This window comes from Ruegeria sp. AB7 (assembly GCF_056542625.1).
Genome location: NZ_JBQGAC010000001.1, coordinates 699,935 through 713,164 on the forward strand (window position 1 = coordinate 699,935; position 13,230 = coordinate 713,164).

Here is a 13,230-nt window from a genome sequence, read left to right on the forward strand (position 1 = left end):
GGATAACAACCCCGCCCATCAGGCGCAAGGGATCAGCAGCACCCGGTCGAGGCAGCTTCGCCCTGTACAACAAACGGGCTATCCCCGCCGCAGCCTTCGAAAATCCCGTAATGGGTCGAGAAATCGCCGATAAACTCGAAATGTCGTGCAAAACGGGTGTCTTGCAGCATCATCCACGTGTTGCCACAGACCGGGAATACTTTGCCGGCCTCGATCGTATGGTGGTCATCCAGAACAAATTCATGCGGCGCATGCGGCACTGTGCCCTTGTAGATCACAGCCTGACCGTAATCCTCGCACGCAGGTTCCAACTCCGGCAGCTTGAACAGACGGTAGGTGGCCGAGATAAAGCTCAGCGGTGCGACCCGTTCTTCAAGAATTGGGTTCTCGATGGCCAAAGGCCGATGCGTCACCCGACGGGGATCGCCAAATCCGGCAGCACGCGACATCGACAGAAAATCGTTCCAATAGAGCGCACCCGACAGGCATTCGCCATACAGGATCTCATCCTCGGCCATCGCCTTGGGCACCCGGCGGTCGGCATAGACGTCCGAGAAATACATCTCGCCACCCTCTTTCAGCAGCCGATGCGCACCGCGCAGCACAGCAGCCTTGTCGGTCGCCAGATTGATCACGCAGTTTGAGACGATGATATCGAACGACCCCGGTTCGAGGTCCAGCTCATCCAGCTTTTCGATATAGCCGTGGTGAAACTCGACATTGCTGGCCGAATGTCCGAATGCCATCGCGTGATAGTCCTGATGCGCACGCGCCACGTCGAGCTGCTCAGGCGTCATGTCAACGCCGACGACACGGCCCTTTTCACCGACCATCGCGGATAAAGCATACACATCGCGCCCCGCACCACAGCCCAGATCCAGGATACGCATTCCCTCCAGATCCAACGGAGCAATCAGCCCGCATCCATAGTAACGTGTCAGCACATCATCATGAATTTGCGACAGAATTTTCTTGAAGTGATCCGGCATATCATCCGGAGTACAGCAGGCATTTGTTTGCAAATCCGCGCTGCCTTGCAACACCTCACCGTAGTAGTTCTGCACAGCCTCGTGCTTCATCGGGGCAATCCTTTTGTCACTGGTCTTTTGCAGCTAGTGCAGCAATCCACACCACGCAATCCACCAGCGCCCGATCTGACGAAACCGTGACAGGGCTCAGGCGAGCAGGTCGAAATCGACGCCTGCGTGCACGCGGCCGTTCACTTGAATCTCTAACCGATGCGGCCCAGGAACCAACTTGAACGTTGTTGCATTGCCCTTCAGCTTGTGCCGCTTTCTAAGTGTCAACTGACCACCTGTAAGCGCGGCCTGTTTCAACTTGTGAACCTTGGGTGAGATCTTTCCGCCAGGTCGTTGGAAATGAACGATATAGTCGACCAAGACTGGCTGATCTTCTGCGCCGCTCAGGCGCGTTTCAAACTCCAGCGCATCACCAATCCGGGCCGGACCGTTTACCTGAATCTCAACCGCAATATCTGCATCGGGATCGTATCCAAGCACCTTCATCGCCTTGGGATGCCCAGATTTCACAAGGCCTCGTAATGCATGAGATGTCATCCAGTTCAGTTCATCCTTGTCCTGCCGCCCTGCCTTGCCCCAATCCCGCAGACGTTCCAGCACCAGATCCGGGTCTTTCTTGGTGATATCATTCAGATGATTGGCGACCGAGCGCGTCACATAGCGCGTCCGATCCCCGTGCAACCGGTCCAATAACGGCAATGGGTCTGACATTGCCAAGCCAACGGCCTGCCCCCACGGTAAACGCGGCCGCGTGCCCTCGCTGACCAGACGACGCACGTGATAGCTGGGATGCGTGCACCAAGCCTGCATCCGCGCCATGACCAGTTCGGAGTGGTGATTGAGGAACGGGCGGATCGCCCATTCCATCGAAAATCTCTGGGTCAACTCTTCGAATACATCCAGCGCCAAAGCGGGATGATCCAGGCCGATTGCACAAACCCAATCACCCAAGGGCGCAAAGATAAAGTCTCCGAAGTCATCATCACTTTTGGCGGGGTCCAGCGGAGGCGGCAGCGCCCGCAGAATGACCGGTGCCACTGCCGGCAAATCGCCAGGCACCGATTCTTGCAGACACTCTGCAATCCACGCCATACGCTCTTTCAGTTCAAGCTCGGGCAAACGCGACATCACTTTCGCCGCGAATGCTTCTTCCTTGAAATCGGAATCAACCTTGGCGAACAAGCCCGCAAGAAAGCTTACCTTTTCCGCGTTGAACAACTGATCTTTCAGAGAAAAGTTCTGTGCCATACCTACATCGTCAGATTGGTGCCACCACCGTCCAGCAAAATGTTCTGCCCGACAATGAACCCGGCGTGTTGCGAGCATAGAAACGCGCAGGTCGCCCCAAACTCTTCCCTCGTGCCATAGCGTCTCGCTGGGATGGTTGCAGCGCGTTCAGCCCGTGCCTCGGCCATCGAAATACCTTTCTGCTCTGACACCCCGCCATCCAGCGCGTTCGCGCGGTCGGTGGCGTGGATACCAGGCAGCAGATTATTGATCGTCACGCCATGTGGTGCCACCTGGCGCGATGTGCCCGCAACATAGCCGGTTAATCCAGTTCGCGCCGCATTTGACAGGCCCAGCACCGCAATCGGCGCGCGTACCGACTGCGAGGTGATATTCACCACGCGACCCCAGCCCTTATCCATCATGCCCGGCAGCAGAGCCTTCATGAAAGCTATGGGTGTCAGCATATTGGCATCCAGCGCTTTGATGAAATCATCACGCTCCCAGTCTGACCACATGCCGGGCGGAGGGCCACCCGCGTTTGTGACAAGGATATCAGCACCCTGCGCGGCACTTATCACCTCGGCCTGACCCTCTGGTGTGGTAACATCACAAGCCACTGTCTGCACGGCAATGCCATATGATGATCGCAAACGCGTGGCTTCGGCCTCCAACGTTTCGGCTCCGCGCGCGTTCATCACAAGATCGACGCCGGCCTCGGCCAACGCCTCGGCACAGCCCAATCCCAAGCCTTTGCTGCTGGCACAAACCAGCGCGCGTTTTCCGCGAATTCCCAAGTCCATTCTGACCCTCCCTATCTTCGGCACACATCTAACATCGGCCCGGCAAAGAAGGCCAGAATGGGATCTTGCGGATTAATAAAAGAACTCTTCACGCACGATCTTGCCATCGGCGACGTGATAAACACCGACCTCACGCATATCAAAGCTTTCACCGGTTTCTTTCACCTTGCCCTGCACTTCAAAGATCACGGCAAAGCGGTCGTCACCATGCGGGTACGGGCCACTGACGGACGCGCCCGATACTTCATGAGCGCCTTCCCACCATTCGTGCTTGCCACGAATGGCTTCCAATCCGTGCGTCTCGCGCCCCATGCCCGCAAAATCCTGTCCCTCAACAGAAACAGCATCCGAGGCATAAAGCTTCTCGAGGTTTTCCTTGGCCCGGTTCTCGCGGCATCCAGCAACCAGTTCGTCTGCGATTTCTTTCAAATTCATTGGTCCACTCCATATTTTGTTCACTATATGTTCTTATTGCCACAGCCACATGATTCGAACCACCCCCTTTGTCTTGCCTCAGTTGGATTCCCCGCCTATACGCGCGCTTATGCTTGATACTTCGAACCAACCCACCCTGCCGCCCGAGATCGCTCGTCGCCGGACATTCGCTATCATCTCGCACCCGGATGCGGGCAAGACGACGCTGACGGAAAAGTTTCTACTGTACGGCGGCGCGATCCAGATGGCTGGACAGGTACGCGCCAAGGGTGAGGCACGGCGGACGCGGTCGGACTTCATGCAGATGGAGAAAGATCGCGGTATCTCGGTCTCAGCCTCGGCCATGTCATTCGACTACGGGAACTTCCGGTTCAATCTTGTGGACACACCCGGCCACTCGGATTTCTCCGAAGACACCTATCGCACCCTGACGGCCGTTGACGCCGCCGTCATGGTCATTGACGGTGCGAAAGGTGTGGAAAGCCAGACGCAGAAACTGTTCGAGGTCTGCCGCCTGCGCGATCTGCCGATCCTGACCTTCTGTAACAAGATGGACCGCGAAAGCCGGGATACGTTCGAGATCATCGACGAAATTCAGGAAATGCTGGCGATCGACGTCACACCTGCCGCGTGGCCTATCGGCGTGGGTCGCGATTTCATCGGCTGCTACGACATGCTGCGCGACCGGCTTGAGCTGATGGACCGCGCCGACCGCAACAAGGTGGCCGAAAGCATCCAAATCAATGGTCTGGATGACCCTAAGCTGGCCGAGCATGTGCCCGCTGAATTGCTCGACAAGCTGCTGGAAGAGGTTGAGATGGCGCGCGAATTGCTGCCCAAGCTCGACCCTCAGGCCGTGCTTGAGGGGCACATGACGCCGATCTGGTTTGGTTCGGCCATCAACTCGTTTGGCGTCAAGGAACTGATGGAGGGTATCGGCGCCTATGGTCCGCAGCCGCAGGTTCAGTCGGCTGAGCCCCGTCAGATCGCGCCCGATGAAAAGAAGGTCGCCGGTTTCGTGTTCAAGGTGCAGGCCAATATGGACCCCAAACACCGCGACCGGGTGGCCTTTGTCCGCATGGCCTCGGGCCATTTCAAACGTGGCATGAAGCTAACGCATGTGCGATCGAAGAAACCGATGGCAATATCGAACCCCGTGCTGTTCCTCGCCTCTGACCGGGAACTGGCCGAGGAAGCCTGGGCCGGAGACATCATCGGCATTCCCAACCACGGTCAGTTGCGCATCGGCGACACGCTGACCGAAGGTGAGGCGATCCGGGTAACCGGCATCCCCTCCTTCGCACCGGAATTGCTGCAAACGGTGCGCGCGGGTGACCCATTGAAGGCCAAGCATCTGGAAAAGGCGCTGATGCAGTTCGCCGAGGAAGGTGCCGCGAAGGTATTCAAACCTTCGATTGGGTCGGGCTTCATCGTCGGCGTCGTCGGTGCGCTGCAATTCGAGGTGCTCGCCAGCCGGATTGAGATGGAATACGGCCTGCCTGTGCGGTTTGAGGCGTCTCAGTTCACCTCGGCCCGTTGGGTCAGTGGCGACAAGGTTGAGATCGACAAATTCGTCAACGCCAACAAGCAGCATATTGCCCATGATCACGATGGAGATATCGTCTATCTAACGCGGCTGCAGTGGGACATCGACCGGGTCGTCCGCGATTATCCCGAGCTGAGCCTGACCGCGACGAAGGAAATGATGACCTGACGGACTCTGCGGGCAATCCAGAAGTGACCACATGGGGGATTGTGTCCACGATCCGCGCCCCGCGTGAGGATATTTTGCGCTTTGCCGCCCACCACCTCGATATCGGCGCGGACCGGATTCACATCTTTCTAGACGAGCCGGTCCAGGGGGACATCTCAGCCCTGCGCGAGCATCCCCGGATCCGGGTGCGTACCTGCGATGCGGCGTTCTGGAAGCGTCGCAGGCGTGAGAGGCCGGACAAACATCAGGTTCGACAATCCTCGAACGCGAATTTGATCTACAACAGGACTGATCTGGACTGGGTCGCACATATCGATGTCGATGAGTTCCTGTGGCCGATGTCCCCGATCCCAGACCTGCTGCGCGACATTCCCGATGACATCCCCGCCGTCCGCGTCCGCCCGATTGAGGCGCTGGCGGGTGGCCAGGACCTCTACAAAGCGTTCATTCCCGAAGGTCAGAATCGACAAGCGCTGGTCGAAGCGCTCTATCCCAATTTCGGCACTTACGTTCTGGCCGGTTTCATGAGCCACATTCAGGGCAAACTGTTCGTACGCGGCGGTTTGAAAAAACTGAGCGACCGTATCCACAACCTCTATCAGCACGGTGAGTTTCTGCCAGTCAGAACCGAGCTTCCTCAGATCGATCTGTGTCATCGCCACGCCCCGGATTGGGAGCATTGGCTGGCGCATTATCGTTTCCGCCTCGAACGCGGCTCGTACCAGGCCAGCCCGGATCGGCCGCGAAAGATCGGTGCGCTAGACAGGTACGAATTGATCACCCTTCTGGAAACCGAATACGGGCTCGATGGCCTGCGGGAATTTTACGATGAAATCAGCGCTGCTGACCCGGAAGTGCTGGAACGGCTTGAGGATAACGACATGATCCGTCACCGGCCGCTTGATCTGGACCAAAAAGTCGCGAAACACTTTCCCGGAACCATCTGAATTGTTGCGGAAATCCTTGTTACCGGCAGATTTGCCACGGATTAAACCGACTTCATTTGACCCTGCCCCACGTTTTTGTTATGCCCGCGCCACAGCCGAAACGCGCATGGGGCGCATGGCCATCCGGGCCCGGCATTTTCAGACGCGCGGGCCAGGTCTAGTGTCCGCTTGAACCGGACATACATGACAAAGTTTAACGAACTGAACCTGAACCCGAAGGTCCTCAAAGCAATTGAGGAAGCCGGATACGAAACTCCGACCCCGATCCAGGAAGGCGCAATTCCAGCCGCGCTGGAAGGGCGCGATGTTCTGGGGATCGCCCAAACCGGCACCGGCAAAACCGCCAGCTTCACCCTGCCGATGATCACATTGCTGGCCCGTGGGCGCGCCCGCGCACGTATGCCACGCTCGCTGGTCTTGTGCCCGACGCGGGAACTGGCAGCGCAGGTGGCCGAGAATTTCGATACCTACGCCAAGCACCTCAAGCTGACCAAAGCACTGTTGATCGGTGGCGTTTCCTTCAAGGAACAGGATGCTCTGATCGACCGCGGTGTTGACGTGCTGATTGCCACTCCGGGCCGTCTGCTGGATCATTTCGAACGCGGGAAGCTGCTTCTGACAGGCGTTCAGATCATGGTGGTGGACGAAGCTGACCGGATGCTCGACATGGGCTTCATTCCTGATATTGAGCGCATCTTCTCGCTGACGCCATTCACCCGCCAGACGCTGTTCTTCTCAGCCACCATGGCGCCCGAGATCGAACGGATCACCGATACTTTCCTGTCGGCCCCCACCCGGGTCGAAGTTGCGCGTCAGGCCACCGCTTCGGAAACCATCGAACAAGGCGTAGTGATGTTCAAAGGTGGTCGCCGGGATCGTGAGGCCAGCCAGAAACGCAAGACCCTGCGCGCATTGATCGATGCCGAGGGCGACAAATGCACCAACGCGATCATCTTCTGCAACCGCAAGACCGATGTAGATATCTGCGCCAAGTCGCTGAAGAAATACGGCTATAACGCCGCCGCGATCCATGGCGATCTGGATCAGTCGCAGCGGATGAAAACACTGGACGGATTCCGCGATGGATCACTGCGGCTGCTGGTAGCTTCGGACGTTGCTGCGCGGGGTCTGGATATCCCCTCGGTCAGCCACGTGTTCAACTTCGATGTTCCCGGCCATGCCGAAGATTATGTCCACCGCATCGGCCGCACGGGCCGTGCCGGGCGCGAAGGCAAGGCAATCACGATCTGCTCGGGCCGCGATGAAAAGGCGCTGGCCGCGATCGAGAGCCTGATCCAAAAGGACATTCCGCGCATCGACAATCCGGTCAAGGCCGATGAGCCCAAGCCCGAGGCGCCAAAGCCAGAGAAGAAGGCCAAAGCGTCGGACAACAAAAAGAGCGAGAGCCGCAAAGAGCGCGAGCCCAAAACCCGTGGTCGTGGGCGTCGCGACGATGGCGGGCCAGCAGTTGTAGGCATGGGGGATCACCTGCCCAGCTTTATCGCTCTCAGCTTTGATGAGCGTCGCGCAGGCTAGATTGTCAGCACAAGCGCCAGTATCGACAAGCCAAGCAACGTCATTCCGGCGATCTCGCGCCGGGTGATGGTTTCACGGAAAAACAGCAGCGATGCGAACAGGCTGAGGATCAGTTCGATCTGACCCAAGGCCTTTACATAGGCTGCGTTCTGCAACGTGAAGGCAAAGAACCAGCAAAACGAACCACAGAGGCTGGTCAGGCCGACAAAAACCCCGGTCCGGCGAGTCTCCCACACGGCGCGCAGCTCGGCCCTGTCTCGCCAAAGCAGCCACAGCCACATGCTGAGAAACTGAAACGTTACCACGACGGCCAGTGTCACAAGTGCCCGGAACCACGCATCGATGTCGCCCAATTGCAAAGAGGCGCCGCGATAGCTGACCGAGGAGAATGCGAATAACACGCCTGACCCCAGTCCAAGACGCGAGGCTTTGTTTGTCAGATGTTGCCACCAAGCGCCGCTGCCTCCGGGCGTTTTTGACAATAACAGGACGGCCAGCAACCCAAGCAGAATTGCCCCCAGCGCCCCGGTAGAGACCTGATCGCCGAGGACAAGGAACCCCACAATAGCGGTTTGAATCACCTCAGTTTTCTTGAACGTAATCCCTACCGCAAAGTTGCGCTGCTTGAACAATGCCACAACGCAGATCGTGGCCAATATCTGTGTGGTCCCGCCGATGACAGCAAATATCCAGAACTTCGCCGTCAGCGCTGGCAGTTCGTACCCTGTCGCGCCCAAAGCAATGAAAAGCCCCAGCAAGGCCAATGGCATGGAATAGGCGAATCGTGCAAATGTCGCCCCGGCAGCCGAAAGCTTCACGCTGCTCAGGGATTTCTGCAGCATGAACCGCACCGTCTGGAACGATGCGGCCGCGATGGTGACGGGAATCCATAAACTCATGGCTTCCCTTCTGTCGTTAAATCAAGGCTTTGGCCAGAGCGGATGCGCCACCGGATCTTTGGCGCGCCAGAAATACTCTCGGAATATCTGCCCGTACGAACGGTAGACATAAGCCTCGTTACAGGCCAGGTACCTTTCCTTGCCGGTACGATAGAGAGCAGGCAATCGGTACCAAGGTGCTGATGGGTTCATATGATGAACGACGTGCAAGTTATTGTTCAAAAACAGAAATGCAAGGATGCCACGGTCCTCTACGATCACTGTGCGCGCGCGCGATTTCTCATGCGCGCGGTGTTCCAGGAATGTGCGGATCTTGACCAGTCCCAGCCCGATATATGCTGAAAGGGCGAAGGCCCAGATCGGCATTTGCGAAAGCGCGACGATCCAAAGAGTCGCGACAACGGCGGGCATATGCAGCGCCCATGCCAACAAAATCGCCCGATCTCCGCGAAGCGCACCACGCAGTTCATCCCGCAAGAACGCAACCTGCCCAATTGCAGGCCCCAGAACCATCCGCCCCAGCAGAGTGTTGTTCACTTGATACATCCGCCTCTGCCAACCGGACAGAGACGCCCAGATCTGCGGGTCGAGATAGTTGGTCTCAGGGTCATCATAGGGATCGGTTAGGTTCGCGTCACAGTGATGCGCCAGATGCAGGTCCCGAAACCGATTGTAGGGAATGAACAAAGTCAGCGGCATCGCCATCAGCGCCTCATTCAGCCACTTCTGGCGAAAGGGATGCCCGTGCAAAGCCTCATGGGTCAGCGAGGAATGCAGCGCAGCCACCAGCCCCATGAACGGGATCGCAAGCCAAAGCGATATGCCTGCCAACCAGAAAATCGCACCAATCCAGGCTAAATAGCACGCGATGATCAGGGCAAATGTCGCCCATTCAGGTGATTTGGGTGTGACCGGCTCAGCCATTGCGGCCCCACGTGATTCCGGCCCAGATACGCTCGTAAATTACATACATGGTCAAGCCAATGGCTGTATTGACCAGAGCAACCATCCCTCCAAGTGCTGCTGAACCCGTGGCGATCAAACCAACCAGCGTCATCATCGCCAGCCCCATCGCATTCCACACCAGCGCCTTCACGACCGACCTGCGTCGCGTTTCCATTCCAGACCCCATTCTTATTTTTGTAACACCAGCGTTACAGACAGACCCAAGGGTCGTGAATTCTGAATATGATTAACAATTCTCACCAAAGGTGATATTAATCATCACATGATTGATAAAATCGACAAACGGGATCGCGCCCTGCATTTTCGCCAGCGCCTGGCCCGAGCGATGCAAGAGCGCAACGTCAGCCAAAGCGCCCTGGCACGCAGCATCGGGGTTGACCGATCTACCGTTTCGCAATTGCTGACCGGGGCGGGGGCACGCCTTCCGAATGCTCATGTCGTCGGCAGCTGCGCCTCGGCGCTTGGGGTTTCCGCCGATTGGCTTCTTGGGCTTTCCAACCGACCCGAAAGCGCGGCAGAACTATTGGCCAGTTCCCTCACCCTAACCGAGGCCGCCCGGGCATTGGTTGATGAGCGCATTTTTGAATGGCATCAAGAGGCCGCCGGCTACAAGATACGCTACGTTCCGGCTACCCTGCCCGACATGCTCAAGACCCGCGCCGTGCTTGAATGGGAATACGCTCCGCATCTCGGCCGTACTGCAGATCAAGCCATTGGCGCCTCGGCAGACCGGCTGGCATGGATGCGCAGCGCCCAGTCCGATTATGAGATTGCCATGCCGTTGTACGAGCTTCACAGCTTTGCCTATGCCACCGGTTACTACGAGGGACTACCGCTTCAGGTCCGGTTGGATCAGATCGATCACCTGCTGTCGGTGTGCGAGCAGCTTTATCCACGTCTGCGCATCTATCTATTTGATGCAAAACGTCTTTACTCTGCCCCCGTCACGATATTCGGCCCACTTCTTTGCGTGTTCTATGCCGGAAGCCACTACATGGCTTTCCGAGACCGCGACCGGATTGAGGTCTTTACGCTCCATTTCGACCGGCTGGTTCGAGAGGCGGATATGACCGCGCGTGATTTTCCGGACCATCTGCAGCAATTGCGCTCAGAAATCTCTCAGACATGACCTGGGCTGAAAGCTGTAGTATAGTCACTTGGCGCGAAACTACAGACATTCCGATCTGAGATGGAGGATGACGGGAATGGACGCACTCAAAACCGCTGAATACGCACGTGCCCTTTATACGGCCCATGGCGATCGGGCCGAAGCCGAAGCTGCGCAGAAAATGCGCGAATGCGAAGCCGCCGGAAATCAGCAGGAGGCGCAGGACTGGCAAGCCGTCCGCAGCGCCATCCGCCAGATTCGGGGGCCAAATCAGGGCTGATTCACAGTTTCGGGTCAGGATTGACCGTATGGCCATCCACCGCGATTACCTGACCCGACACCAGCCTCGCTGCATCTGAAGCCAGGAATACAGCCATGTTCGCAATGTCCTGCGCCTCTACAAAGCGGCCCATGGACGTGCCCGAGGCATAGCCGTCGTAAACCTGATCCCGGGTCATGCCCTTGGCATCGGCCTCGCGCTGCAACACGCCCTCCATTCGTGGACCTTCGACCGAACCCGGGCAGATCACATTGCAGCGGATTCCGTGCGGCCCAAGTTCCATCGCCAGCGTTTTGCCTAATCCCACCATGCCCCACTTGGCCGCCGCGTACGGCGCGCGGTTGGGGTATCCGTACTGGCCTGCAGTCGATGAAGTGATCAAGATCGCGCCGCTGCGTTGCTGTTTCATCAGAGGTGCAGCGTATTTAGAGCACAAAAATGACCCCTCTAGATTGATGGAAAGGCATGACCTCCAATCCGTCAGGGAAACGTCCTCAACCGCTGCGGTGGGGCCCGCTATCCCCGCATTCGCACAGAGCACATCAAGCCCGTCCCATTCGGTCTCAAGGTCGGTAAACGCAGCCGCGACAGCATCCTCATCCGACACATCAAGCTGGCTTTGCTTCCAATGCGCCGGGCAATCCGCCAACGCATCCGCATCAACATCCGCAACCCAGACCTGAGCCCCGGCAGCATCAAACGCTTCAGCCATGGCCCTGCCGACGCCAGAGGCGCCTGCGGTAATCAAGACGCGGCTGCTCATGCGGGCTTGCGGATCGCCGCGCCCGCGCCTTCGGGATAAGGCAACGCGGCCTGCGCCTCGGCAACCCGTGCCATCGCGGCCTCGATCTCGGGTGAAGGTGGGCTGGGGCGTCGGGTCTCAAGGCTGACATGCAGAAGAAAGCTTTCGCCTGTGGCCAGCAGCGTTTCACCCTCGTACATGCTGTGGAAGACATGCAGCTTCTTGCCCTGCCCTAACAGCATCTGCGTACGGCATTCGATCCGCGACCCCGCATGGGTCTCCTGCATGTAACGGATGTGATTTTCGGCAGTGAAATAGCTGCCGCCTGTCGCGATATACTCCATATCGCAGCCAATGATTTCCATGAAACGATCCGTGGCCGCTGCAAAGGCCTCCAGATATTTAGCTTCATTCATGTGGCCATTGTAGTCGGTCCAATCCAGCGGAACGGCGCGCGACAGCGTGAGGATCGGCTGGCTCAGATCCGCCTCGTCCAGCGTCGGCAGCGCTCCTGGCTTCAAGGCCGCATCATGCTGGTTCAATACCGCCCCTGCACCATAGTTCTGGGCCTTCAGCGCCCGCATCATACCAACGAGGTTATTGTCCCGGATACGCTCCAACTCGCGGATCGAGTACTTGCCAGACTGCGCATCCGACTGATCCGCAATCATGTCGACCAACTCATCGGTGAACTCAGGCACATCCATCAGTTTGGTCCAGGGCCATTTCAGCGCCGGGCCGAACTGAGCCATGAAATGCCGCATCCCGGCCTCTCCACCGGCCACGCGATAGGTTTCGAACAGTCCCATCTGGGCCCAACGGATGCCAAAACCCATGCGGATGGATTCATCGATCTCCTCGGTCGTTGCGATGCCGTCTTTCACCAGCCAAAGCGCCTCGCGCCACACCGCCTCGAGGAACCGGTCAGCAATATGCGCGTCGATTTCCTTCTTGATGTGCAGCGGGAAGAACCCCACCGAAGTCAAAAGATCTTTGGCCCGCGCGATCAAGTCAGGTGAATTCTTGTCGGTCGGAACCAGTTCGATCAGTGGTAGCAGGTAGACCGGGTTGAACGGGTGGGTCACCACGATCTGCTCGGGTCGCAACGCGCCTTCCTGTAACTCCGAGGGCTTGAACCCGCTGGTCGAGGACCCGATGATTGCATCTGGATCACAAGCCCCCTGCAAGCTCTTGTAAACCTTCAGCTTCAGATCGAGCCTTTCCGGTACGCTCTCCTGAATCCAGATCGCACCCTGAACTGCCTCACTGAGATCGTCATGAAAGCTCAGCGTCCCTTCGAGAGGCAGAGGTACATCGCTCAACCCCGGCAAAGAACGACGCGCGTTATCTAACACCTCACCGATCTTCCTCTCGGCTTCAGGGTCGGGATCGTATACCCGAACATCCCATCCGTTCAGCAGGAACCGGGCAGCCCACCCGCCACCGATCACTCCGCCTCCGATGATTGCTGCTGCTTTTGCTTGCTGTTCTTTGCCCACGATCCGCCTCTTCATCTGGCCAAAAATATCTCGG

The 13,230-nt window shown here is 57.8% G+C and carries 14 protein-coding genes; 5 read left to right on the forward strand and 9 right to left on the reverse strand.

From position 1 onward, the window contains the following. Positions 1 to 32: 32 nt before the first annotated feature. The 4 genes from ACR0EN_RS03525 to ACR0EN_RS03540 form a co-directional block, all read right to left on the reverse strand. Entirely contained in the window at positions 33 to 1,079 is a 1,047-nt protein-coding gene (locus ACR0EN_RS03525; RefSeq protein WP_170732367.1) for a methyltransferase domain-containing protein, read from the reverse strand. 96 nt (positions 1,080 to 1,175) lie between these two features. Next, on the reverse strand, positions 1,176 to 2,288 hold the full coding sequence (locus ACR0EN_RS03530; RefSeq protein ID WP_480585223.1) for a hypothetical protein: 1,113 nt from the start codon (positions 2,286 to 2,288) through the stop codon (positions 1,176 to 1,178). A 2-nt stretch (positions 2,289 to 2,290) separates the two neighbouring features. Continuing rightward, complete coding sequence (locus tag ACR0EN_RS03535; protein WP_170509566.1) at positions 2,291 to 3,070, reverse strand: SDR family oxidoreductase; 780 nt, start codon at positions 3,068 to 3,070, stop codon at positions 2,291 to 2,293. A 72-nt stretch (positions 3,071 to 3,142) separates the two neighbouring features. After that, positions 3,143 to 3,505, reverse strand: coding sequence for a SnoaL-like domain-containing protein (locus tag ACR0EN_RS03540; RefSeq protein ID WP_170396787.1), 363 nt, complete (start codon positions 3,503 to 3,505; stop codon positions 3,143 to 3,145). 109 nt (positions 3,506 to 3,614) lie between these two features. Here ACR0EN_RS03540 and ACR0EN_RS03545 point away from each other — a divergent pair, with 109 nt between their 5' ends. The 3 genes from ACR0EN_RS03545 (at position 3,615) to ACR0EN_RS03555 (ending at position 7,702) form a co-directional block, all read left to right on the forward strand. Continuing rightward, on the forward strand, positions 3,615 to 5,219 hold the full coding sequence (locus ACR0EN_RS03545; RefSeq protein ID WP_170817885.1) for a peptide chain release factor 3: 1,605 nt from the start codon (positions 3,615 to 3,617) through the stop codon (positions 5,217 to 5,219). A 41-nt stretch (positions 5,220 to 5,260) separates the two neighbouring features. Then, positions 5,261 to 6,166 carry a glycosyltransferase family 2 protein gene (locus ACR0EN_RS03550; protein WP_170406195.1) on the forward strand — a complete coding sequence of 302 codons (906 nt, stop codon included), beginning with the start codon at positions 5,261 to 5,263 and terminating at the stop codon, positions 6,164 to 6,166. Between the two features lie 183 nt (positions 6,167 to 6,349). Further along, entirely contained in the window at positions 6,350 to 7,702 is a 1,353-nt protein-coding gene (locus ACR0EN_RS03555) for a DEAD/DEAH box helicase (protein ID WP_170396782.1), read from the forward strand. Here ACR0EN_RS03555 and ACR0EN_RS03560 read toward each other — a convergent pair. Genes ACR0EN_RS03560 through ACR0EN_RS03570 form a run of 3 tightly spaced genes read right to left on the reverse strand, consistent with a single transcriptional unit; the run spans position 7,699 to position 9,721 of the window. Beyond that, on the reverse strand, positions 7,699 to 8,601 hold the full coding sequence (locus tag ACR0EN_RS03560; protein ID WP_170396780.1) for a DMT family transporter: 903 nt from the start codon (positions 8,599 to 8,601) through the stop codon (positions 7,699 to 7,701). The genes ACR0EN_RS03555 and ACR0EN_RS03560 overlap by 4 nt on opposite strands. Before the next feature lie 21 nt (positions 8,602 to 8,622). Beyond that, the gene (locus tag ACR0EN_RS03565; protein WP_170817847.1) at positions 8,623 to 9,525 is read right to left on the reverse strand and encodes a fatty acid desaturase; all 903 of its coding nucleotides are present in this window, start codon (positions 9,523 to 9,525) and stop codon (positions 8,623 to 8,625) included. Next, positions 9,518 to 9,721 carry a DUF2061 domain-containing protein gene (locus ACR0EN_RS03570; protein ID WP_170396775.1) on the reverse strand — a complete coding sequence of 68 codons (204 nt, stop codon included), beginning with the start codon at positions 9,719 to 9,721 and terminating at the stop codon, positions 9,518 to 9,520. The genes ACR0EN_RS03565 and ACR0EN_RS03570 overlap by 8 nt, the downstream gene beginning before the upstream one ends. 108 nt (positions 9,722 to 9,829) lie before the next feature. On the opposite strand from ACR0EN_RS03570, the gene ACR0EN_RS03575 reads away from it, so the two are divergent. Then, the gene (locus ACR0EN_RS03575) at positions 9,830 to 10,696 is read left to right on the forward strand and encodes a helix-turn-helix domain-containing protein (protein ID WP_170396773.1); all 867 of its coding nucleotides are present in this window, start codon (positions 9,830 to 9,832) and stop codon (positions 10,694 to 10,696) included. A 76-nt stretch (positions 10,697 to 10,772) separates the two neighbouring features. After that, a complete protein-coding gene (locus ACR0EN_RS03580; protein ID WP_170396771.1) occupies positions 10,773 to 10,955 on the forward strand; it encodes a hypothetical protein in 183 nt (60 codons plus the stop codon). 1 nt (position 10,956) lies between these two features. Here ACR0EN_RS03580 and ACR0EN_RS03585 read toward each other — a convergent pair whose 3' ends face one another. Continuing rightward, positions 10,957 to 11,718, reverse strand: a complete 762-nt coding sequence (locus ACR0EN_RS03585) for an SDR family oxidoreductase (protein WP_170396769.1) — start codon at positions 11,716 to 11,718, stop codon at positions 10,957 to 10,959. Beyond that, positions 11,715 to 13,196, reverse strand: a complete 1,482-nt coding sequence (locus ACR0EN_RS03590) for a carnitine 3-dehydrogenase (RefSeq protein WP_480585226.1) — start codon at positions 13,194 to 13,196, stop codon at positions 11,715 to 11,717. Before ACR0EN_RS03590 ends, ACR0EN_RS03585 begins: the two co-directional genes overlap by 4 nt. Between the last annotated feature and the right edge of the window lie 34 nt (positions 13,197 to 13,230).